A 22,378-nucleotide genomic window follows, 5' to 3' on the forward strand; every position below is an offset into this window, starting at 1 on the left:
TTATGTCAGATATCCGAACCAGTCGCAAATCTGTCATCGCACTCGGTGTGCTCAGTGCACCGCTATTGCTGATGTACCTGTATCTCATCATAGATACGTTCTCAAATACTGCTCCGGGCGCACTGCTGCCTTATGAATTTACTCTAGAGCACTGGCGCTTTTTGTGGGAAGACTTACCGGGTAAACCTAACATCTGGGGAGTGACGTTCAATACCTTGGTGTTTTCGGTGGTATCTACCCTGCTGACCCTGTGTATTGCATCAACCGCTGCCTATGCACTGTCGCGCCTGAATATCCCAATGCGCAGCTTCTTCCTCGGCGGGGTAATGGTGCTCCACTCTTTCCCGACGGTTACGCTGCTGATTGCCATCTTCCTGATCCTGCAATACGTCGGCCTTTACGACACCTTGATCGGGGTGATTTTGGTCAAAGCTTCGCTGGAGTTGCCATTTGGCATCTGGATCCTCAAGGGCTTCTATGACTCTGTGCCATGGGAGATCGAGATGGCCGCGATGCAAGATGGCGCCAGCCGCTTCACCGTATGGCGCAAAATCGTCCTGCCGCAAGTGGGCTCGGCATTGACCGCACTGGGTATCTTTTCGTTCCTCGCCAGTTGGAGTGAGTTCATCCTGCCGCAGGTGCTGGCACCGGGCAATGACGCGCAAGTGCTGTCGGTGTACTTGGCGGGCTTGATTGCCGATGACAATAACTTCGACATGGCAATGTTTAAATCGGTCGGGCTGTTCTACGTCCTGCCCGTGATCATTCTTTTCGCAATTTTCCAAAAACAGCTGATGAATATGTACAGCGGAGGCAACAAAGGCTAATGGGTATTCAAATTAACCACTTCACCAAGACGTTTGGCGATACCACCGTCATTGACAACATGAACCTTGATATTGGCTCCGGTGAAATGATTGCACTGCTTGGCCCTTCGGGTTGCGGTAAGTCGACGACGTTGTTCGCGATCAGCGGTATCCACAAAATCGACGGCGGCAGCATTGTTTTCGCTGGCAAGGATGTCACCAAACTGCCGCCGCAGGAGCGTAACGTCGGGGTCATTTTCCAGTCCTACGCGCTATACCCGCACATGACGGTCGAGCAGAACATCGCCTTCCCGTTGATGATCCGCAAGGAAAGCAAAGCCGAGATCAAACGCAAGGTTGAAGAGATCGCCAAACTAGTGCGTATCGATAACCTGCTGCACCGCAAGCCTGCCGAGCTATCGGGTGGTCAGCAACAGCGTGTATCGCTGGCCCGTGCCATTGTCAGGAAACCGGATGTACTGCTGCTCGACGAACCGCTTGCTAACCTCGATGCCAAGTTACGATTGGAAATGCGCTCTGAGATCCGCCGTATCCAACAAGAAACCGGTATCACAGCGGTACTGGTTACCCACGATCAGGTCGAAGCAATGAGTATGTGTGACCGCATCGCGATCATGAACGGCGGCAAGATTGTCCAGGTCGATACCCCGAATGAGATGTACCACAACCCAGTCAATGACTTTGTTGCCGGCTTCCTTGGCAACCCGCCTATTTCATTTATTGATGGCGAGCTGTGCGCAGGTCACTTCATCAATGGTGAAGACGGTATCAAGCTGCCACTCGTCGATGGCTACCCAGAGAACCAAGCTGCAAGAATCGGCCTGCGCCCAGAGCATGTGATCCTTACCGAAGATAGCAATGAGGTGACCAACTGTGCGACGGTTTGCTTCATTGAAAACCAAGGTCGCGAGAACCTATATGACCTCAAATTGGCTGATGGCAATGTTATACGCACCATCCAACCTGTGCGCGATGACCTGAAACTGGGCGACACCGTTCACTGGAGCATTAACGCCGAAAACATCCTACTGTTCAGCCTTAACGGAGACCGCCTGTATGCTACGTCAGCAGCGCTTAAACAAGCTAGTTAATCGTGCCAGCGAGAAGCCGCTGTGTATCGCCCACCGTGGTGCCAGCGGCCACAAACTCGAAAACACCTTGGAGGCCTTTGCCTATGCTGCCAGCTTGCATGTCGAGATGTGGGAAATCGATGTCCGGCTAACCCAAGATGGCGTATGTGTTGTCAGCCATGATGACAACCTGATGCACACCGCTGGGATTAATGCCGACATTTCAGCAATGACCTTTGCTGAACTACAAAACCACCAGCTTTTCAACGGTGAGCAAGTACCTACTTTCGAGCAAGTTCTGGCACTAGCTTTAGAAACTGGCTGCGGGCTGTATATCGAACTCAAGGGTGAAGGCGCAGGCGTTGAAGTACTGCGAATTCTGGAACAACAACCTGCCCACAGCATTGATATCGGCATCGGTAGTTTTATTCCAGAGTGGGTTGCCGAACTGAATAATATCGACTGCCCATACCCGCTATCGGTTTTAGTCCGTGTTGGCGATTGCCCATTCGAGCAGGCCGAAAAAGCCAAGGCCGATATGATCCACCTCTGTTGGGAGCGGGCATCCGATACCCCGCATGAGTTCCTTACCCCGGAGATGATCAATAAAGCACAATCGCTCAACCTGCCTATCGTGATCTGGCATGAAGAGCGACCGGCCGAAATCGAAAAGCTGCTGACCATGCCGGTTATCGGTATTTGTTCGGATTTGCCGGAGCTGATCACCGGTTATCGCCCGGATGACAGCAACCCGATTGAATTGGTGCTGCACCGTGGTGCCAACGATGTGGCACCGGAAAATACCAAAATCAGTGCCGAGATTGGCTACCGTATGGGGGCCAAAGTGATCGAGCTGGATCTTAATACCAGCAGCGATGGCGAGCTAATGGTGATACATGATCTCACCGCCGATCGCACCACCAACCTGCAAGGGCCAATTGAATCGCTAAGCTGCGAGCAACTGAACCAATGCGATGCCGGCAGTTGGTTTGCGCCAGGCTTTAGCCAGCAAAACGTCAGTCGCTTTTCGGACTTCCTCGACCTTGCCAAACAATATGACGGCGAGCTGTATGTCGAGTTGAAGCAAGCGGATGTCGATCAGGTTATCCAGCAAGCCCGTGCGAGTAATGCGCTTTCTCGCTGCTTTTTCTGGAGCTTCAATAACGAGTACCTTGAACAAATCAGCCAGCGCTATCCTGATGCCAAACTCATGAAGCGCCGTCAGGATTTCGCCTCATTGGATACGCTGATTGAGGCTGGTAAGCCTACCATTATCGAATATGACTACCTTATCGATGATTTGAACGAATTCAGCCAGTGCCGCGATGCAGGTATCAAGGTGATGCTACGCTATCCTGGGCAAGATATTGAAAAGTGGGTCGAGCTTATCGGACTGCAGCCTGACAGCGTCAACATCGACCACCCTTTTGCTTTTGCCAGAGCCTATGAGCAATGGTTACGAACGGAGCAAGGTCTGAAACTGGAGCAAACTGCTTGAGCACCACCAAGTTAAAACAAGTCACCTCTGTGGATGTTGCCAAGGCGGCCGGGGTTTCCCGCGCCGCCGTTTCACGGACATTTTCCAATAACGGCTATGTGTCCGAGGCCACTAGAGAGAAAGTTCTCGCTGCTGCCAAAGCGCTAGGCTATCGGGTCAATCATCTGGCCCGCAGCCTCAACCGCCAACGCTCCGATCTGATTGGGTTGGTGGTTGCCGACATGGATAACCCATTTCGTAGCCAGCAAGTCAACGACTTGAGTGAAGCCATTCTTGCCAATAACCACCGTCCCTTGCTGATCCCGACCGCCAAAGGTCGAGACAGCTCACAGGTGATAGATATGTTGCTGCACTACAATGTGTCTGGGGTCATCGTCACCTCGGATACCCCACCTGCAGCCATCTTTGAAACCTGTGCGGAAAATCAGGTGCCCGTGGTTCTAGTCAACAAGCAGGACAAACATCCTCTTGTTGACCGCGTGCTATGTGATAACGCTGGCGGTATCCGCCTGTTGCTGAAAGCATTTGCCGAACAGTGCTGCAAACATATTACCGTCATCAGTTCGCAAGCCCACTCCTACAGCATCCGCAAGCGCGAGCAGTTGTTTTTCCAATACGCCGAGCAGATGGGCATCCGTGTCGATGTGATTTATGCACCCAGCCATTGTTATCAAGGCGGGCTAGAAGCGGCTGAAAACCTGTCGGCATTTGAGACTCGACCAGACGGCGTTTTTTGTACCAATGACTACCTTGCCCTCGGCCTAATTGATGGCCTCAAGGACAAAACCGGCAAACATATAATCGATGACATGTTTGTTGCCGGATTCGATGACATGCAACAAGCCAGTTGGAAAAGCTACCAACTGACGACTATAAAACAAGCCACCGATGAGATGGCAACACAATCCGTCGAATTGCTGATCAGTCGCATTCAGCATCCCGACCAAGCAGCACGTACCTGCTACCTGGATGTCTCCCTGATCCGCCGACAATCACTGTAATGGAATAACAATGAATAACGACTTACAACAACGTTACACCTTTGCCTGCCAACTCGCTAAAGAAGCCGGTACGATTGCCCATACCTACCAAAAGAAATTGGTTGAAGAAGGCTTGGATATTGATATCAAAGGCCGACAGGACTTCGTCAGTATCGCAGATAAAGAGACAGAGAATTTCATCCGCCAGCAACTCAGCCTCCACTACCCGCAAGATGGTTTCCTTGGTGAGGAAAGCGGCGTATCCAACCCTGACAGCGAAGGGACCTGGGTGGTCGATCCGATTGACGGCACCACAAACTTCCTGCGCCAGCAACCAATGTGGTGTGTGTCGATTGCCTATGTGGTAGAGGGTGAGCCGGTGATTGGGGTGATTTACGACCCATGCCATGACGAACTTTTCTCAGCTCTAGTGGGTCAAGGCGCTTGGTTAAACAACCGTCCTCTAGAGGTCAACCAAGGTGATAACGCCATTGTCGGCTTGGTTAACCTTGGTTATTCGGCAAAGATGCCGCTGGAAAACTACCTAGCCACCATGACCCGCTTGCTAGAACACGGTATTGAGCATCGCCGTCATGGCTCCGCCGCACTCGGCCTTGCCCACGTAGCCGCAGGACGCTTTGACGGCTACCGTGAAGACTTTATCAATGCGTGGGACATCATGGCGGGTATTGCTATTTTGCGTGAAGCCAAAGCCGACGTCACCTTCAACCAAGTTGAAGGTGGTTATGCTATTCAGGCCTCGATCCCTGCAATCTCCGACTTGCTAAAAGGTTAACACTCCTGCCTGTGCGGCTACCTCTTCTCCAAAAACATCGGTAGCCGCCTTCAGCCACTTATCGCGTCAGGTCCAGCTTACAGATGAAAAGAAAATCTACACTCAGCCACCAGCAAAGCTTGTGGCTGATCAGTCTTGTGCCATTTATATGGGGGATGCTCACCGCAACCACCAATTTATTGGTCCCTTATTTACAGGATGTCTACTCGCTAACCTATACCCAGTCGATTTGGGTCCAGGTTATCTTCTCTTCAACGCCTATTCTTGCCAGCCTGCCTACAGCAGTGCTGATAGGTCGGGTCGGCTTCAAACCCAGCATGTTGCTAGCCCTTGGCCTGTCGGCTATTGGCTGCGCAATGGTATTGATGGCGGGTAGCTATGCCTCATATGGCCTGACTCTATTCGCCATTGCCGTTATTGCTATGGCAGTGACAGCCTTGCAGGTGGTGGCCAACCCCATCATTGCAGAGATTGGCCCCGAATCAGGCACTTCGCAGCGGCTGACCTTCAGCTCCACCGTCAATGCCCTCGGGGTAACGCTAGCCCCGATGCTCGCAGCAGGATTTTTGTTCCGGGAATATGAACAGTCAACAGCCGAGCAAGCCAACAACTTGTTGATACCTTTCCTTGCTCTCGCTGCCACCATCATCCTTATCAGCATTGCCCTAGCAAGACTTCCCATCACATATCCTGCCACTCCCAACTCTCCACAAAATCAGAACCAGACGAAAAGCCGGCTGATCAAACACCGCCATTTCTGGTTTGGTGTACTCGCAATATTCTGTTATACGGGCACGGAAGTCAGCACCGGGACTTATCTTATTAGCTACCTGAGCCATGCTGGCGGAATGAGCTTTGCCGAAGCGAGCCGTTTCATTGCAATGTACTGGGGAGGGGCGATGCTAGGTAGGCTTGTCGGTACATTCCTGTTCCTCAAGGTCAGTGCGCGCAAAACACTCATTTTCAATGCACTGCTGGCTGCCTGCTTTACCCTCACCGCCATCATGCTGCCGGGCAGAACCAGCGGATTATTGCTGGTCGCTCTCGGCCTGTGCCACTCCATTATGTATCCGGTGATTTTCTCGCTGGCGGTCAAAAAGCTAGGCGGCGATATGGCAAAGGCAACCGGCATTTTAGTCATGGCCGGCTGCGGCGGCGCAGTCCTGCCTTTCGTTCAGGCACTTCTGGCGGACACCTTCTTTATCGCCGATACCTTCTGGCTAACATTCAGCTGCTACTTGGTCATCGCCTCCTTTGCTATCAAGGGCTACCAGCCTAAGCCTTGTGAAGAAGAAGCTATGCTTAAAGAGGCGGTTTGAGTATTGCGGCAAGATAAAGCCAATAAAAAAGGGATCTAACAAACGTAGATCCCCTATCACTTATCAACCTGGGCGGGCTGCCCAGTTTTTACTTCACAATGTTCTGCGCTGTTGCGTAGAAATCACGTGCCCTTGCCCAAACGCCGTTTGGATCTTCACCTTTGCACAAGGTCAGAAGATGCGGCAGCAATTGCCCAGCGAAATCTTCGCTGCTTTCTTTTGGCAGTACTGTCGGTAGGTGATCCACCGCCTGTACATATAGCCCGCTGACATCCGATTCGATAATCGGCTTGGAGAGCTTGGTGCTTTGGTTGTAGATGCGGATTGGGTTATCCGGGTTGTTCGGATCGCAACTGACATCGCTAACCATGCTCAGACGTGGGTTTTCACCCAGGCTTTCCTTGGTAATGAACGGAGGCGTACCTTCAGCAAGGTAAGCACAGTTGACCAAGATGTCGTAATCATTGATAGCCGTAAACGGGCCGCCCGCTTTGGTTTCTTCGATATCCCAACCATCAGCGTCGATACCTAGCTCGGCAAACAAGTCCAGTGCACCACGGCCACAACGGCCAAACTGACCGATAACCAACACCTTTGGCTTCTCTGACAGTGTAGCAACCTGCTCGCGCAGTACTGCTAGGTAATGGTCGCGGTCTGGGTAGCTGCCCACCGCGCCGAATACGTCTTTACAGTGTAAATGGTGGATAAAGCCCGACAGGCCAATCGCTGCGCCGACATAGCCCGCCCAGTAGCCAAAGGCACAAACACGCTTACCCATTTCATCTTGCAGGAACTCTAGATCAAGGATTTGACCACCACCAGCGTTGAAGCGAGACAGAATCTGTACCGCTTCATCTTGGCCTTTGAATGCATGGGCAAAGTAAATGTGCTGGTGCTTGAGCGGGAAGTCGTCTTCTGCCAGTTCTTTCAAACCCAGGATATAGGCGTGCTCCGGTGCGTCAGTCCAGCTATGGCCTGCCGCCAACTCACAGCCTACATCAACATAAGCCTGATCAGGAAAAATACGGGTGTCGCTGCGCTCGACAATCACCTGAGCGCCTGCATCAATCAGGGCTTTGGCTCCGGTAGGTGTCAAAGCTGTACGGTGCTCACCCACTTTTACTTCATCTCTTAGCCAAAATAGTGTGTTCATTTTCAATCCTTTCTAAACGATAGCCAATTAAGCTATCTCAACTTAAGCGGTAACAGGGCTGGCTGCGGCCTGACGGCGCACCATCAAAACAATCAACGCAACTTGCAATACAGCGGCCAATACAATGGTGTACGGGCTACGGGTGATTTCGGCAATCATGAAACCGATGCTGGCGGTTACGCCAGTCAAAATAGCGTAAGGGAACTGGGTACGGACGTGGGACACATGGTCACACCCGGTCGACATCGAACTAAGGATAGTGGTGTCTGAAATCGGAGATGAATGATCACCCAGCATACCGCCACTTAGCGCTGCACCAATACAAATCAGCGGGTCAGCACCCAACGCACTGGCAACAGGAACGGCAATTGGGATCAGGATGGCAAAAGTGCCCCACGACGAACCCGTTGCCACCGAAATAAAGCTACCGATAACGAAAATCAGGGCAGGCAACATAAACACCGGCAGGCGATCATTCATCACCTGACTGATGTAATCCCCGGTACCCAGAGACTTACAGATATCACCCAAGGTCCATGCCAATAGCAAGATAACCAAAATTAGCATGATTCGCTGCATACCCGACACAAAAGTGTTGAAGGCTGTCGAGGCGGTCATAGTTTTGGTATAAGCGTAATAAGCAATCGCCGTCACCGAAGCAATCAGGTAACTGGTACCGAGCGATGCACGGATCACCGGGCCATTGATAGTGCCATGAAGGTGGTAGTTATACGTGAACAGCGCAACCAGCGACCCGAATAGCACCGCCAGCGGCAGTACAATCAGTGAAATACGGCCTGATTTCACCGGTTGGTTGTCTGCCTGCTGCTCACTCACCTCAGTTTGCTGGCGCGCTTGCTGCTCGGCTTCAGCCATTGGTCCCCAGTCTTTTTTCAGCACCGCGTAAACAGGTACACTGAACAATGCCAGCAAGGCATACAACTGGTAAGGGATCACCTGAAGAAAAGTCGTAAATCCATCGACCGACTGGCCCATATTATCGAACGCGTTTTCAATTAGGCCCTGTGAGTACACACCCCAACTGATAATCGGGATAAGCACACAAATCGGCGACGAGGTCGAGTCAATGATGAACGCCAGCTTCTCCTTGCTCATCTTAAGCTTGTTGAAGATTGGCGAGAACATCGGGCCGAGGATCAGCGAGTTGCCCGAATCGGTAAAGAATACCCCGATCCCGGTAGCCCAGGTTGCTAATTGGGCTTTCAATGGCGATGACACATAACGGGTCGCCATGGTCGAAAACGCCGCCATGCCACCGCTTTGCTCAACCAAATAGATAAAGCCGGAAATGATGGTGATAACAATAATGATCTGTGCGTTACTGCCCGATGCAAGCTGTGTGAACGGCCCATCAGACAAGAACATCAACGCAGTATCGACAGGGTGACCCTTGGTTAAGATCAGCATGCCGCTGATCACTGCAACGCCTAGGGCCAAAACAACATGCCGGGTAGTAAAGGCGAGTATCAGCGCCAACACCGCGGGTACGATGGACAATAATCCGTAATCAGCCATTCGTAGACTTCTCCTAAAAAACAACATCAAAAAATGTGAGTATGTAGAGGAGGGCGTAAGGAGTACGCGAGAGACAAAGGCCGTACGAAATCGGTAGGCGAACTTACCTGTTCGAAAACAAAAATTGCTGTAGCTCTCCATCCGGACAAGGTCCGAGATGACAGTGCTGCTCCTATTAAGAACAACCCCAGCAGCTTGGCTGACGACCAAAACCACTTCGGCATTGACTCCTTTCGTTTAGCTTCACCGGTTGTCGACCTTCACTAAACTACTCTTAGGCAATGCGCCTCTACGTTGCAGGCAGTGAATAACCACCCGCTCTGTATTGAATAAAACACAAAAACGTATAATCCAAATCAACTTGACGCCACTTTGTGACAAAGATCACACAATATATTTCACTAAACACTTAATTAACAAAACATTGCACTACTGGTTACCACGGTTGCAGCAACAATAACCACAAAGGCTGTTTTTTGCTTTCAGGCGGCAAATCTCATATCAGTATTTATCTGAATTAGGAATCACGGTGTCAGAATTGACCAGAATGGGAGTTAAAGTAAAGGTGCAACAATGGAGGTTAAGGGTGCATATTTACCCATTACTGCCCACCTTACCCGAATAAAATGAGGGTAAAGGGATGTTGAGGGAAGAGTTTAAGATCAGAAATAGCAGGTATAAAAAATGCCGGCCTAAGCCAGCATTTTCTTCTGATAAGTTCGACGACTTATAGAGTAACTACGTTCGCAGCTTGAGGACCTTTCTGGCCTTGCTCGATGTCGAAAGAAACTTTCTGACCTTCAGAAAGAGTCTTGAAACCTTCAGAAGCGATAGCGCGGAAGTGTACGAATACGTCTGCACCGCCGTTCTCTTGAGTGATGAAACCGAAACCTTTTTCTTCGTTAAACCACTTAACGATACCAGTAGACTTAGACATGTGTTGTCCCTTATGTAAATTCATTTAAACCGCTAGCAAATAGCTACGGTCAGGTAAAAGTGAATTATTAATGTGACGATAAATATAAGGGAAACAGTTAGATACAGTACGAAGACGTAGCAGTATCAGATGGTTTAACTTGTACTTGATGTTGCATTAAATAACTCTTCTCAAATTGAGCCTGCGTATCATAACAACAGAGTGAAAAATATGCAGCGTATTTTTGACATTTCTTCGTTTTATTTTTTCGGACGTTAACTATTCATTCAGTAATCACCCTGCTGACGAACACATTTCGAAACACTTCCCCAAGGCATTTTTCAGCATCTATTCAATCAGCAAAGTTATGATGGAGGCGAAATATCCATAGGAAAAGTATTGTTATGAGTGTGTTCGACCTTATCGCTGAAAACCAGATCCAAGACTACAACCGCCGCAAGGCCAATGGTGAAGTGAAGGAATCACGCACGATCCAGCCGGAAGAAAGAACCAGCTTCGAGTCCCACCTGTTCAAATCGATTATTGGCTGTTATGAAAAAGCCGCTGAAAAGTCAGAAGGTGAACGCCAGGCACTCGAAGAGCGTGCCGAAAGCCTGCGGATGCAACTATTGATCGGCTTGGAGCAAAAAGGGATGCGCATCACTGCCCAGTCAATGGCAAAAGAACTAATGGCTAAACGCCAGGCTATTTTAGGCACAGCATAACCACTGAAATATGTCTTTTTGTAACAACAAGTTACGCATTGTGAATTCTTGCTGAGGCATCGATCTCAAATATACAAAACTTCATTGCAACGTCACGACGTCAATTGATAAACCTGATGCATATCAAGTTTTGCGCTGGCAACTTCTGGTTAATTTGTAACCAAGCAGAGCGGTCAGGAGGACGATGTTATGAAAGTACCTATTCGATGCCCAGAGTGTGATAACACCTCAGGTTTAAACCGAGTACGACGTAAATGGCACGAAAAATCACTGGTTACCACAGGACAAGAGAAATTGCAGTGTCCTAAGTGCCTTTCCTTCTTTATGCGGGGGATCGGCCAGAATGAGTTGCTCTATGTCGGTACCCATGATGCAGTGAAGAAAAAAGAACCCGTGTTTGAGGTGTAGTTTCTCCATTTGCAACTAGACAGGCTCAACCAATCAAAAAGCGCCAAGCAGCATGCTGGCGCTTTTTTTGCTATGAGGCTAGCTTTCGAGTTCGTGCTGCAACTTGTCGAGCTCTTCAAGTATCCGCAAGAACTTCTCGCCGAACGGAGTTACATGGTACTCCACCCGTGGCGGTAGCTCGTTGAAAACGACTTTATCCAAAATACCAAACTCAACGTTCTTCCTAAGACATTCATTGAGTACTTTGGTTGATAACCCTTCTACGGCTCTAACCATTTCCCCCGGCCGGTTGATACCGTTTGCCAACAATTGGTACACCGTCAGTGACCACTTACACCCGTATATCGTTTCAACCATGCGCGCAGCGCGCTCAGGGGCGGATTTACGTGAAAAAAAGTTTTCTTTTGTTTTCATAAAGATGTACCAAAAAGTACCTACCCCACCGATTTGTACTGACTATTCAGCAGGTTAATTGTGAACCTAAGATTAGCTTATCGCACACAGGCAGGAGAAAACAAATGACCTTTTCCCACACAGGCGCAGCCCTCATTATCGGTGGCACCAGCGGTATGGGCCTTGAGACAGCCAAACAGCTAAGCAGTCAAAATATTGATGTCATTATTGTTGGTAACAACCCCGATAAACTCGATAAGGCTTTGAATGAACTTAAAGTCAAAGGCAGCAAGGTTACCGGCCTACAAGCTAATCTCTATCAGCCACAAGATGTCGACAAACTGATCGATAGTATCAATAGCCATAGTGCCATTAGCTACATGGTGAACGCTGCAGGATATTTCAATCCGAAAGCCTTCATTGACCATTCGATGGCCGATTATGATACTTATATGGAGCTCAACAAAGCGACATTTAGGATCAGCCAAGCCGTTGCGATAAGCATGATTTCACATGGCGGCGGCAGTATTGTGAACATCGGCTCGATGTGGGCAAAGCAGGCTATAAAGGCAACGCCGTCTTCGGCCTACTCAATGGCAAAAGCTGGGCTCCATGCCTTAACCCAACATATGGCGATGGAACTGGCCGAGCATAATATTCGCGTGAACGCCGTCTCGCCTGCGGTGGTAAAAACGCCAATTTACGGCGCGTTTATCGAACCTGAGCACATTGATGATGCCTTGGCTGGGTTCAATGACTTTCATCCTATCGGCCGAATTGGTACACCGACAGATATTGCCAGCAGCATCTCCTTCTTGCTATCAGATGATGCCAGTTGGGTAACCGGTGCTATCTGGGATGTCGATGGCGGCGTGATGGCAGGCCGAAACTAACTTTACATCAAGACCTGGGGAGAGGGACAACATGCTCAATATGGATTTTCAACAACGATTGGTCATTGGTACCGAGCAGATGGACTGGCAGCCAAGCCCGGCCAATGGGGTATGGCGCAAACCGCTGGAAAGGGAGGCCAAAGAGTCGGGCCACACCACCAGTGTCGTCCGCTATGCCGAGGGCTCATCATTTGCCCCCCACCCTCATCCAATGGGCGAAGAAATTTTTGTCCTTGATGGCGTTTTTTCTGATGAAACCGGTGATTTCGGTCCAGGCACCTATATCCGCAACCCACCGGGTAGCCAGCATGCACCGTTCAGCAAGGAAGGGGGTACGATTTTCGTCAAGCTCAACCAGTTCTTGCCTGACGATAGCCAGCAGGTCCGGATAGATACCCGCCGCACACTATGGCAACCGGGAATCGGTGGGTTGCAGGTCATGCCGCTGCATGAGTTCGGCCACCAGCATACTGCCTTGGTAAAATGGCCGGCAGGTGAACGATTCCAGCCACACCGCCACTGGGGCGGAGAAGAAATCTTGGTGCTTTCCGGTGAGTTCAAAGATGAATTCGGCAGTTACCCAACAGGTACTTGGCTACGCAGCCCGCACCTGAGCGAACATTTTCCTTTTGTCGAGCAGGAGACGGTGATTTTGGTGAAGACTGGCCACTTGCCCGATTAAGCGCTTTGCAGGATATAGTAATCGACCTCATGCTCGGAATAACTGTAGGCAAAGCCGAGTTTCTTTAGCACATTGACCGAGCCGGCATTCTCCGGCTCGACACCGGCAATAAAACGGGCTGCGCGCTCACCCTCGGATAGATAATCCACCAAACCTTGCATCGCCTCAGTTGCAAAGCCTTTTCCCCAATGAGCTTCAGCCAGCACATACCCAAGGCGGAAGCCGTTTTCTGGCTCTGGGAAAACAAACAAGTATCCCACGGCTTGTTGTTGCTCGGTAAGTCTTAGGACAGAGCCTGTCTGTGCCATAGCTTCGAGCCAAATGTCGACATCCTCTGCAGTACGGAAATTCTGGCAAGAAGGTGGCAGGTGGCGGCTGACCGGTTCGGTAAACATGGTCATAATTTCGTTCTGGATTCCCGCAGCACTGCGATCAAGCGTCTTGGCCGATAACCTATGGGTTGAGAAGTTGATGTCGATTTTCATTACTTGGTTTCCTCTTAGTCGCTCCCGCTATCTTAATCAAAAATGCCGCTGGTGAAGATAAATATTTCTCCATGTTCATCATGCCATCGAGTCGTTATGTTCCAACTTGTTAACTATCTCAACATCTACGTTCACTACAACACATATGCTTAGAGGCAGTAGCCTCGAACATGAAGGAGAACCTCATGGACGTGCTTATTTTGGCCGGCCTTATCCTGCTCAATGGCGTTTTTGCCATGTCAGAAATCGCCTTGGTCACTGCACGAAAAAGCCGCCTGCAAAAGCTGGCAGGCACTGGCGATAAAGGCGCAGCAAGTGCCATCAAACTTGGCGAAGAGCCGACTCGATTCCTCTCTACCGTACAAATCGGTATTACAGCTATCGGTATCCTAAACGGGATCTTCGGTGAAGCCGCCCTCGCCGGACCATTGGCTCAATACCTACAGCAGTTTGGCCTTGCCGCCAAAACCAGCTCCGTCGCTGCCACCACCATCGTTGTTGTCGGGATCACCTACCTATCCATTGTGATTGGCGAGCTGGTACCCAAACGCCTTGCCCAGCTCAATCCGGAAGGTATTGCCCGTATCATGGCCCGCCCGCTGACGGTATTAGCGAGCCTATCAAGGCCATTTGTGTTTCTGCTAGCGACATCTACCGAGCTGACTTTGCGGCTATTGGGCAAACAAAATGCAGACAACCAAAGCGACACCTTGACCGAAGAAGATATCAAAGCGGTTCTGGCTGAAGGCTCACAAAGCGGTGTCATCGAGAAGCAAGAACACGCCATGGTCAAGAATGTCTTTCACTTTGACGATCGCAAGGTGACCTCGCTGATGACCCCGCGCAGTGAAATCGTGGCACTGGATCTCGACAAGCCCGACGAAAGCAACCTCAATTACTTGGTAGCCTCGAACCACCAGCACTTCCCGGTCATCCAAAACAGCATCGATAACCCAAGAGGGGTCATTACGACCAAACAGTTATTGCAGTACCACATCGCGAGGCCGCGCAGTCCAATTGAGCATTACCTGTTGCCGCCTGTTTTCATCCCTGAGAACTGGACCGGCAACCAGTTGCTAGAGCACTTCCGCCATTCGGGGGATGTAATGGTGTTTGTGGTGGATGAGTATGGCGACGTACAAGGTATCGTCACACCTAAAGATATCCTTGAAGCCTTGGCTGGTGAGTTCAAAACCCGTGCCCCCGAGGATATCTGGTCCGTCGAAAATGAGGATGGCAGTTGGTCGATGGATGGGCTGATCCCTATCTTGGTAATGAAGGACTTACTCGAGCTCGATGCCCTGCCCGATGAAACCCAGCATGGCTACCATACCTTGAGCGGTATGTTGATGTGGAGCCTCAGCGGACTTCCTTCTGTCGGAGACTGCGTTGACTGGGAGGGATGGCACTTTGAAGTCACCCAAGTCGATGGCAACCGGGCTGATAAAATCACTGTGACACGAATAGCGCCAATAGAGAACGATACCGAAACAGGTACTTCATCAGAGATAGAACAAGAAAGTTCGCTAGGCACCCAAGAAGGGGCTCCCGAACACAATACCAAAAATGCACGTTAGCGAGCGATGTTTTACACAGTCCTGTCTTTACACATAAAGATCAGGCGTATATTCCGCTGCCCCCATTCATCACGGCCACACCGTGTGACTTAGCAGGGCAAATAACAGGTGGGCAGCATCGCCCACCTTTGTAATTGGCTTAAACAGCTTCGCTGTTATTTCTGAACAATATCAATGAAAACACATGTTATGTATCTGGCACTGAGCCTTGGTTTGCTCGGTGCCTCTTCATTTGCCCATGCCGATGACAAAATCACGCTGGGAAGAACCATCTTGCTGGGTAAAAGTGATCATGGGGCGCAGATCCCCTTGTTGGTATGCCGCCGTGTTGATGCAATCAAGGTAAAAGCCGAGCGTGATATGCGGCTGGAGCGAGTTGTAGTGACCTTCAACAATGACGACACCAAGACCATCCATTTTCACCGCAAGCTAGACAAGCATGACCAAACAGACTGGCGCAAATTTGCCTATACACGATGTGTGAAAAGCCTCGAGGTATATGGCAAGGCTGAAGGCTCATCGGCTGGCGTTAGGGTTTACGGCCGACAATAAATCCATTGTAAGCACAAATGCAAAAGGGCAGTAGCTACCGCTACTGCCCTTTTATCTGTCACCAATGCGACTGGTTATTCTGTCCGGTAAGCCAACTGTGTCATCTCCGAGGCCTCTTGCCACTGTTCGCTGCCCTGCCACCAATAAGTAGTCTGGAACGGTTGTGACATATCCAAGCTCTGGCCAATCAAAGGTGTCACCAATTCCACACCATGTACTTGTGCCTCGGCAATCAGGTCATTGACTGGCTCATCCCACTTGTGCAGGAACAGTTCATACGTTGACCAATGGACAGGGAACAACTTATCGCCCCCCACATCCAAATGCGCCTGCATGGTATGGGCTGCCTGCATATGGCCCCAGCCTTCTACTGGGTAGCCCTTGCCATCTTTTACGTTAGCGGCAACTTCGATAAAGGTCATATCAAACGGCCCCAAACGGTCACCAATTTGTTTGAAGTGCTCACCATAGGCCGAGTCGCCACTGTAGAACATGCTTCCCGCTTCAGCCTGAATCGCCCAAGATGACCACAATGTTGTATTGCTATCGAACAAACCACGGCCTGAATTATGGTTAGCCGGTGCCGAGGTGATACGGACAGTACCGACGGCAACACTCTCCCACCAATCAAACTCTTCGATATTACCCGGCTTCACACCCCACTTTTCAAGGTGGCGCCCGACACCCAGCGGGACAAAGAACCGTACATTCTTATCGGCATAGAAACGGGCCGTTGCTTCTTCTAGGTGGTCATAGTGGTCGTGGGAAATCAGGATCACGTCTGGCAGCGGTAAATCTTCACGGCTAACCGGTGCATCGACATTACGCGAGAACATTCTGGCAAATGCTGATGGCGACGCATAGTCAAATACCGGGTCAACCAACATACGCACACCGTCTGCTTCCAAGAATAGCGATGAGTGGCCAAGCCAAGTCACACGCAATGCATCACTTGCAGTTTCCAGCAATGGCGTATCCACCGCTTGGAATTGCAGACGCTGCTGAGGCTTGTACTGGTCGCGCTGCATGAAAAATTTCCACATCACAGACAACATACCTTCTTCACTTTGGACACTAGGCATGTTGGTAATGGCTTTACCATCTTTAAACTGAGGCGAGCTGGCGATTCTAGCTTCACGGATTTCCTGGCTACGTACATAGCTGCCATCTGTATCTGCAGCATTTCCACTGTTGTAGGCCACCAGGCCAAGGGCGCCCATTACTGCAACCAGAGATGCTTTCAGTGTAGTTTTCATTTGTCGCTAGCCTCAAAAGTAAACGATGGTGTATACTTTCAATCATAGCTATTAAATTTAAAAAGTAAACACACCCGTTTACCTTTTAATTCTACGTCATCACGCATTTGGGTAATTTTTATGGGTAAAGTCGCTGAAATTAAACAGGAAAATATTGTCTGTGCCGCACTGGAAATTTTTTCTGAAAAAGGGCTCGAACAAGCCAGTATGGAAGCGATTTCGAAGAAAGCAGAAGTCTCCAAGCGGACGCTTTATAAGTACTATCCAACCAAAGAGAGTCTGTTCGAAGTCATTGTCGAGCGGTTGGTATCCAATGTAAAAGTGATCAGCTCGATTCCGTTTAACCCTGATCAAAGCATCCAAGATCAGCTAACCCATATCGCTCGAAAAGAGGTCGAACTACTGTGCAGCCCATGCTTTATGGCTGTTGCCCGGGTAGTGATGAGTGAGTGTATCCGCTCAAAAGAATTAGCAGCTTTGATGGTCGAGAAATTCCAGCCCCTTGATGGCTGCCACGGCCTTAGCCAGTGGATTCAAGACGGCGTTAAAGCTGGCAAGCTCGAAGTTGCTCATCCAGAAATTGCCTCTGAGCAGTTTATCGCCAGCCTCAAGGCGACAATTTTCTGGCCACAAATCATGGCTCACATGCCAGCTCCTGGCCCTGAGGTTCAACTGGCGACTATTGAATCGGCGGTTAAACAGTTTGTTGCAGCTTACAAAATTGACTAAGCCTTGATGATCCATGGAAAAATGGCATCTACACTTGTTGTACTATCAACGACAAGGAATTTGCCATGCATCGTGTTTTAATTTGCCTTTTTGCCCTTACCCTAAGTTCAGGGGCGGCAGCTGACGTAAAGATATCCGGTGACGGGTTTGAACTCAGTAAAGACTGCCTGAAGCTAGAGTCTGACAACGTCAAAATCACCTCAGAAGAGTGTGAACAATGGAAAAAGAACCAAGAAAACCGCAGTATCCACGGTGATGACAACCCAGGCAAAGGCAACAAGAAAGACAAAAAGCCTAAAAAAGAAACATATTAGTCCTTGATACCTCTGGACGGGTTGATTCCGTCCAGTCGCACAGCAAATACAATTCAAGCTTCAGAACAGTAGGGCTTACACAATTTTCTATAATCGATTCAACTTGTCGATGCCCATCTGATTGAGTACATAAGAAGCACTAGGATCACCATAGGAAGCACCTTCCTTGAGCCAATAACGAACGAGTGATTCATCGCTTGGACCCATTTCGCCCTGTGCCTGCAACAAGGCAAGCATATAGTGCGCATGGGGGTGCCTTTTTGCTGTTGCTGCCAAATACCACTCATAGGCCGCTGTCGCACTTTTCTCGACACCAAAGCCAAAATAATACATATCACCGAGGTTATATTGGGCCATGGTATTCCCCTGCAACGCGGCTTGGGTCAGCCATTCCACGGCTTTTTCCTCACTGGCAATCAGGCCTCCGTAGCCCAGCGCATAGGCCTCGGCCAAGGCAAGTTGTGACTGACTATCACCCAGCCCAGCCGTCAGTTGCAACCGTTTAATCTGCTCGGGGGTTTTCTCTGCAAATACTGGCGCCGAAACGACAACAGCCCCAACACCACCTGACACGACAAGAGCACACATCACATTGCTGATTTTACGCTGCATATCCATCTCCTTGTGTTGAATATCGATCCTAATCACGATTTATATTGAATTTATGAAAAAGTGATGCCAGTTTTGTGACCTTGTAAATCAGTAAATTAGCTTTGGTTTATCTCACCATTTCCCAATCGGAGTGCAAATATGCACCAGAGCCGTTTCTGACATCCAAGGTTCACAGTTATTGTGTACATTATTACTAAGTAAGTTGATCGCTTGCTCGCCTTTTGGCGTTTATCTCAGGACAGACGCAGTCTGCTTGTTCTTGAACGGGAGTGTTGATATGACTCAGGAAGCGTTACTTTCATTGATGCAACGGGGGCAGTTCACGCCAACCATCCTCAATACTGCAGATTCAACCTGCTATTTGATTGGCGGGGAGGACGAGAAGGGCAATTTTTACCACTTGAAAGATGAGGAACATCATTCTGTGACTTGTCCATCACTACAAGAAGCAAAAGAGAAGCTGAGCAAATTGGGGATTCACCAAGCGGTATTCGAGATGGTGACACCCTATGATGAGATGATAGGCAGCAGCGATAACACCGGCGGCAAAGTCCGATACGATATTACCTTCTGACTGCCCATGTAGATCTAAAAAATTAGGCTGACTGACGGATCATCAACTCAGTGCCGAGTTCAATTCTACGCTCGGTTTCTAGCTCTTCAATTAGGTTGACCAGCATGGTCGCGGCCTGTGACCCTAGCTGGAAAATCGGCGTATCTACGGTAGTTAGCCCAACCGGCAACATATCGCTGTTGGGAATATTATCAAAACCAGCAACGGCGATATCCTTTGGAATCGACAACCCTTTCTCCAGCAGGGCTTTCATTGCACCAATCGCCATCAGATCCGATGCTGCAAATACCGCATCAAAGTTGACCTCTTCCATATCTTTCACGATCTGGTAGGCATCTTCCTGATAATAGTCGGCCTTGTAGGCCCAGCTTTCATCGTAATCGATACCATTATCGAGCAATGCCTGGCGATAGCCCTCGAAGCGATCCCGTGCCGCCTTGATCACATCCAATTTACCGAGGAACATGATTTTGCGATAGCCACTATCAATTAGGTATTGGGTCATCCGATAGGCTGACTGGTAGTGCTCCACCAGTACCGCGTTGACGGCTTCGTCCTGCAAGTCCCTAGCAATAGAAACAATCGGTACGCGATGGTCAAAAAGCGATAGGAACTGCTCATCTGGCATACGGGTACCCCAAATTAATACACCGTCATAGAGGTTGGAGTTCAGCTCGCCCTGAATAAACACCAACTCATTATCTGCCTTGGCCATACGCAAAGTCAGCTCATAGCCATGCTGATTCAATGACGAGCCAATACCATTCACCAGTTTGTAGATATACGGGTTGGTCAGGTATTCATAATCAGGGCCGGAGATAACCAAACAAATATGCTTGGTTGACTTGCTGGCCAGCATTTTTGCAGCGCGGTTCGGTACATAGTTGAGCGTTTTCGCCGCTTCCATCACTTTCGCTTTGGTCGCTTCGCTCACCCGATTTTTATTATTCAGTACATACGACACCGTTACTGCCGAAACACCTGCCACCTTGGCAATATCTTTTAATGTCGCTGCCATTTACTACTCCACCACCTCAGCCCAAAAATTGTTTTCGAGCCTCAGTTGTATGCCTCAAAGAATGCTTGCTTAACGACGTCCAGCCTACTATTCAGCGGGTGAACGTCAATGCTGTTGGCATTATACCGAAACATGAGCCAGCGCACACAGCGACGCTTGGCAACTTTAACGAGATCACATTTTCACAGGGAAAACGTTTTCACTTTATACCTGCCTGCTTATTATCATCTCAAACATGCTTAAACGCTTAAGCAAGCAAAAAAGCGATTATTTAAATGAGAGAAACAGGTATGAAATACACCTTTGAAGCCCGCCAGTATGAAATTGTGGTCGTTGGCGGTGGGATCTCCGGCGTTTGCGCCGCACTGGCAGCAGCGAGACACGGCGCGAAGGTCGCATTGATCCAAAACCGCTCTGTATTAGGCGGCAATGCCAGCTCAGAAGTACGCATGCACATATGCGGCGCGGATTATCATGCCAGCAAGCAAAATGCCCGCGAAACCGGGATCATTGAGGAGATCCTGCTCGATAACCGCTTGATCAACCCTCAGCACTCATTCTCGGTGCTCGATACGGTGCTTTGGGAAAAAGTGACGTTCCAAGATAATCTGGATCTGTTCCTTAATACCCATATGACCGATGTCGAAATGGATGGCGGACGTATCGTCTCCATCAAGGCAGAACAAACCACAACAGAACGCCGCTTCGAATTCTTCGCCAACAACTTCGTCGATACCTCGGGCGATGCCGTGCTGTCACTTCGTGCCGGAGCCGATATCCGAACAGGCCGCGAGGCACGTCACGAATATGATGAGGAGCTTGCCCCCGAGCAAGCCGACAACGTGATGATGGGCAATACCCTGATGTTCGAATCCAAGGACATGGGCTACCCGGTACCGTTCAAAAAGCCAAGCTGGGCCAACACCTACAGCGAAGAAGATCTCAAAGATCGCAGCCACCGCGATATCACCGCCGGTTATTGGTGGATCGAGCTGGGCGGTACCGAACTCAACACCACCCGCGACGGCGAGGTGATCCGTGATGAGCTACTCAAGGCGGTTTACGGTATTTGGGATCACATCAAGAACGGTGGCGACCATGGTGCCGACAACTACGTGCTCGATTGGGTCGGCATGCTACCGGGCAAACGGGACAGCCGCCGAGTGCTTGGCGACTATGTGCTTAACGCTAACGATCTGTTCGGCGCACGGGTATTTGAAGATACCGTTGCCTACGGTGGCTGGCCGATGGATATGCACGTCAAAGATGGCCTGAAGAGCAAAGAGTCTCCTACCAAGTGGATCGAAACCAACGATATGTACGCGATCCCTTACCGCAGCCTATACTCCCGCAACATCTCAAACCTGTTTGTCGGCGGCCGCAATATCAGTGCCTCCCACATGGCATTCGGCTCAACCCGTGTCATGGCAACCTGTGGTGTGATCGGCCAGGCCATTGGTACAGCGGCAGCAATGACTATCGAAAAATCACTGAGCCCGCGTGAAGTGAATAACCACATTCAAGAGTTACAACGCCGCCTGCTCAAGGACGACTGCTACCTGTTCGGTATTCAGGACACCGACCCCAACAACCTTGCCCTACAGGCAACCGTTTCTGCCACTTCCCAACAAGAAGGCTATGAGGCCGGCAAAGTCATCAACGGCTTCCAGCGTAATATTGGCGAGCAGCGCAACCTGTGGGCCTCACAACCACTCTCCCCTGAGGGTGAAACGCTAACCCTGAACTTTGGCAAAACGATCAAGGCGTCAGAAGTGATCCTCAACTTCGACTCCAACCTGTCGAATGAAATTATGATCACTATCTCCAAACCCAATAAAGCAGCTCAACGAGAAGGCTTCCCACTGGAGATCGTCAAAGACTACCGCATTGATTACCTACAGGGCGGCCAAGTCGTCCACCAACACTCTGTTACCGACAACCACCTACGCCACAACAAGATCGCACTCGACCAGCCCGTTAACTGTGACGCTATCCAGATCACAGTGACAGCAACCCACGGCGATCCTTGTGCCCGAATCTTCGAAGTTAAAGTATTCTAATAACG

General features: G+C 49.9%; 24 protein-coding genes and 1 riboswitch. Of the genes, 16 read left to right on the forward strand and 8 right to left on the reverse strand.

Translation table 11 applies throughout. The features are described 5' to 3' along the window. Positions 1-2 precede the first annotated feature (2 nt). The 6 genes from C9J01_RS13990 to gluP all read left to right on the forward strand — a co-directional run bounded on the left by C9J01_RS13990 (position 3) and on the right by gluP (position 6,490). Positions 3-827, forward strand: a complete 825-nt coding sequence (locus C9J01_RS13990; protein ID WP_107298775.1) for a carbohydrate ABC transporter permease — start codon at positions 3-5, stop codon at positions 825-827. Continuing rightward, the gene (locus tag C9J01_RS13995) at positions 827-1,918 is read left to right on the forward strand and encodes an ABC transporter ATP-binding protein (protein ID WP_107298776.1); all 1,092 of its coding nucleotides are present in this window, start codon (positions 827-829) and stop codon (positions 1,916-1,918) included. Before C9J01_RS13990 ends, C9J01_RS13995 begins: the two co-directional genes overlap by 1 nt. Beyond that, positions 1,884-3,395 (forward strand): glycerophosphodiester phosphodiesterase family protein, encoded by a 1,512-nt coding sequence (locus tag C9J01_RS29635; protein ID WP_158264545.1) that lies wholly within the window; start codon positions 1,884-1,886, stop codon positions 3,393-3,395. The genes C9J01_RS13995 and C9J01_RS29635 overlap by 35 nt, the downstream gene beginning before the upstream one ends. Continuing rightward, positions 3,392-4,396, forward strand: a complete 1,005-nt coding sequence (locus C9J01_RS14010; protein ID WP_158264546.1) for a LacI family DNA-binding transcriptional regulator — start codon at positions 3,392-3,394, stop codon at positions 4,394-4,396. The genes C9J01_RS29635 and C9J01_RS14010 overlap by 4 nt, the downstream gene beginning before the upstream one ends. Positions 4,397-4,406: 10 nt before the next feature. Further along, entirely contained in the window at positions 4,407-5,171 is a 765-nt protein-coding gene (locus C9J01_RS14015; RefSeq protein ID WP_107298777.1) for an inositol monophosphatase family protein, read from the forward strand. Positions 5,172-5,254: 83 nt separating this feature from the next. After that, a complete protein-coding gene (gene gluP, locus C9J01_RS14020; RefSeq protein ID WP_107298778.1) occupies positions 5,255-6,490 on the forward strand; it encodes a glucose/galactose MFS transporter in 1,236 nt (411 codons plus the stop codon). Between the two features lie 88 nt (positions 6,491-6,578). Here gluP and C9J01_RS14025 read toward each other — a convergent pair whose 3' ends face one another. The 3 genes from C9J01_RS14025 to cspE all read right to left on the reverse strand — a co-directional run bounded on the left by C9J01_RS14025 (position 6,579) and on the right by cspE (position 10,116). After that, positions 6,579-7,643 (reverse strand): saccharopine dehydrogenase, encoded by a 1,065-nt coding sequence (locus C9J01_RS14025; RefSeq protein ID WP_107298779.1) that lies wholly within the window; start codon positions 7,641-7,643, stop codon positions 6,579-6,581. Between the two features lie 42 nt (positions 7,644-7,685). After that, complete coding sequence (locus C9J01_RS14030; RefSeq protein WP_107298780.1) at positions 7,686-9,179, reverse strand: Na+/H+ antiporter NhaC family protein; 1,494 nt, start codon at positions 9,177-9,179, stop codon at positions 7,686-7,688. Positions 9,180-9,301: 122 nt separating this feature from the next. Beyond that, positions 9,302-9,479: riboswitch (Lysine riboswitch) on the reverse strand. A gap of 427 nt (positions 9,480-9,906) precedes the next feature. Beyond that, positions 9,907-10,116: a transcription antiterminator/RNA stability regulator CspE gene (gene cspE / locus C9J01_RS14035; RefSeq protein ID WP_107298781.1), complete on the reverse strand. Its 210-nt coding sequence runs from the start codon at positions 10,114-10,116 to the stop codon at positions 9,907-9,909. A gap of 383 nt (positions 10,117-10,499) precedes the next feature. Here cspE and C9J01_RS14040 point away from each other — a divergent pair, with 383 nt between their 5' ends. Then, complete coding sequence (locus tag C9J01_RS14040; RefSeq protein ID WP_107298782.1) at positions 10,500-10,820, forward strand: hypothetical protein; 321 nt, start codon at positions 10,500-10,502, stop codon at positions 10,818-10,820. Between the two features lie 189 nt (positions 10,821-11,009). Then, positions 11,010-11,228, forward strand: coding sequence for a hypothetical protein (locus tag C9J01_RS14045; RefSeq protein ID WP_107298783.1), 219 nt, complete (start codon positions 11,010-11,012; stop codon positions 11,226-11,228). 78 nt (positions 11,229-11,306) lie between these two features. On the opposite strand, the gene C9J01_RS14050 is transcribed toward C9J01_RS14045, so the two are convergent. Then, positions 11,307-11,642, reverse strand: coding sequence for a winged helix-turn-helix transcriptional regulator (locus C9J01_RS14050; protein ID WP_107298784.1), 336 nt, complete (start codon positions 11,640-11,642; stop codon positions 11,307-11,309). Between the two features lie 104 nt (positions 11,643-11,746). Between C9J01_RS14050 and C9J01_RS14055 the strand changes: the two genes are divergently transcribed. Together C9J01_RS14055 and C9J01_RS14060 are read left to right on the forward strand one after the other, a co-directional pair. Continuing rightward, complete coding sequence (locus C9J01_RS14055; RefSeq protein WP_107298785.1) at positions 11,747-12,514, forward strand: SDR family NAD(P)-dependent oxidoreductase; 768 nt, start codon at positions 11,747-11,749, stop codon at positions 12,512-12,514. Positions 12,515-12,545: 31 nt separating this feature from the next. After that, a complete protein-coding gene (locus tag C9J01_RS14060; RefSeq protein WP_107298786.1) occupies positions 12,546-13,196 on the forward strand; it encodes a cupin domain-containing protein in 651 nt (216 codons plus the stop codon). Here C9J01_RS14060 and C9J01_RS14065 read toward each other — a convergent pair. Beyond that, positions 13,193-13,681, reverse strand: coding sequence for a GNAT family N-acetyltransferase (locus C9J01_RS14065; RefSeq protein ID WP_107298787.1), 489 nt, complete (start codon positions 13,679-13,681; stop codon positions 13,193-13,195). The genes C9J01_RS14060 and C9J01_RS14065 overlap by 4 nt on opposite strands. A 185-nt stretch (positions 13,682-13,866) precedes the next feature. On the opposite strand from C9J01_RS14065, the gene C9J01_RS14070 reads away from it, so the two are divergent. Together C9J01_RS14070 and C9J01_RS14075 are read left to right on the forward strand one after the other, a co-directional pair. Then, positions 13,867-15,258 (forward strand): hemolysin family protein, encoded by a 1,392-nt coding sequence (locus C9J01_RS14070; RefSeq protein WP_107298788.1) that lies wholly within the window; start codon positions 13,867-13,869, stop codon positions 15,256-15,258. A 174-nt stretch (positions 15,259-15,432) separates the two neighbouring features. Beyond that, entirely contained in the window at positions 15,433-15,810 is a 378-nt protein-coding gene (locus C9J01_RS14075; protein WP_107298789.1) for a DUF2541 family protein, read from the forward strand. 74 nt (positions 15,811-15,884) lie between these two features. Here C9J01_RS14075 and C9J01_RS14080 read toward each other — a convergent pair whose 3' ends face one another. After that, positions 15,885-17,066 (reverse strand): MBL fold metallo-hydrolase, encoded by a 1,182-nt coding sequence (locus C9J01_RS14080; RefSeq protein ID WP_107298790.1) that lies wholly within the window; start codon positions 17,064-17,066, stop codon positions 15,885-15,887. A 120-nt stretch (positions 17,067-17,186) separates the two neighbouring features. Here C9J01_RS14080 and C9J01_RS14085 point away from each other — a divergent pair, with 120 nt between their 5' ends. Next, positions 17,187-17,795: a TetR/AcrR family transcriptional regulator gene (locus C9J01_RS14085; protein WP_107298791.1), complete on the forward strand. Its 609-nt coding sequence runs from the start codon at positions 17,187-17,189 to the stop codon at positions 17,793-17,795. 65 nt (positions 17,796-17,860) lie between these two features. Further along, positions 17,861-18,109 carry a CG2 omega domain protein gene (locus C9J01_RS14090; RefSeq protein ID WP_107298792.1) on the forward strand — a complete coding sequence of 83 codons (249 nt, stop codon included), beginning with the start codon at positions 17,861-17,863 and terminating at the stop codon, positions 18,107-18,109. 87 nt (positions 18,110-18,196) lie between these two features. On the opposite strand, the gene C9J01_RS14095 is transcribed toward C9J01_RS14090, so the two are convergent. Continuing rightward, the gene (locus C9J01_RS14095; RefSeq protein WP_158264547.1) at positions 18,197-18,721 is read right to left on the reverse strand and encodes a tetratricopeptide repeat protein; all 525 of its coding nucleotides are present in this window, start codon (positions 18,719-18,721) and stop codon (positions 18,197-18,199) included. Between the two features lie 277 nt (positions 18,722-18,998). Here C9J01_RS14095 and C9J01_RS14100 point away from each other — a divergent pair, with 277 nt between their 5' ends. Continuing rightward, the gene (locus tag C9J01_RS14100; protein WP_107298794.1) at positions 18,999-19,295 is read left to right on the forward strand and encodes a DUF6482 family protein; all 297 of its coding nucleotides are present in this window, start codon (positions 18,999-19,001) and stop codon (positions 19,293-19,295) included. Positions 19,296-19,317: 22 nt separating this feature from the next. On the opposite strand, the gene C9J01_RS14105 is transcribed toward C9J01_RS14100, so the two are convergent. Beyond that, positions 19,318-20,313, reverse strand: coding sequence for a LacI family DNA-binding transcriptional regulator (locus tag C9J01_RS14105; protein ID WP_107298795.1), 996 nt, complete (start codon positions 20,311-20,313; stop codon positions 19,318-19,320). A 290-nt stretch (positions 20,314-20,603) separates the two neighbouring features. On the opposite strand from C9J01_RS14105, the gene C9J01_RS14110 reads away from it, so the two are divergent. Beyond that, positions 20,604-22,373, forward strand: a complete 1,770-nt coding sequence (locus tag C9J01_RS14110; protein ID WP_107298796.1) for an FAD-dependent oxidoreductase — start codon at positions 20,604-20,606, stop codon at positions 22,371-22,373. The last annotated feature ends 5 nt before the right edge of the window (positions 22,374-22,378 follow it).

It is taken from the genome of Photobacterium rosenbergii, assembly GCF_003026455.1.
Lineage (GTDB): Bacteria > Pseudomonadota > Gammaproteobacteria > Enterobacterales > Vibrionaceae > Photobacterium > Photobacterium rosenbergii.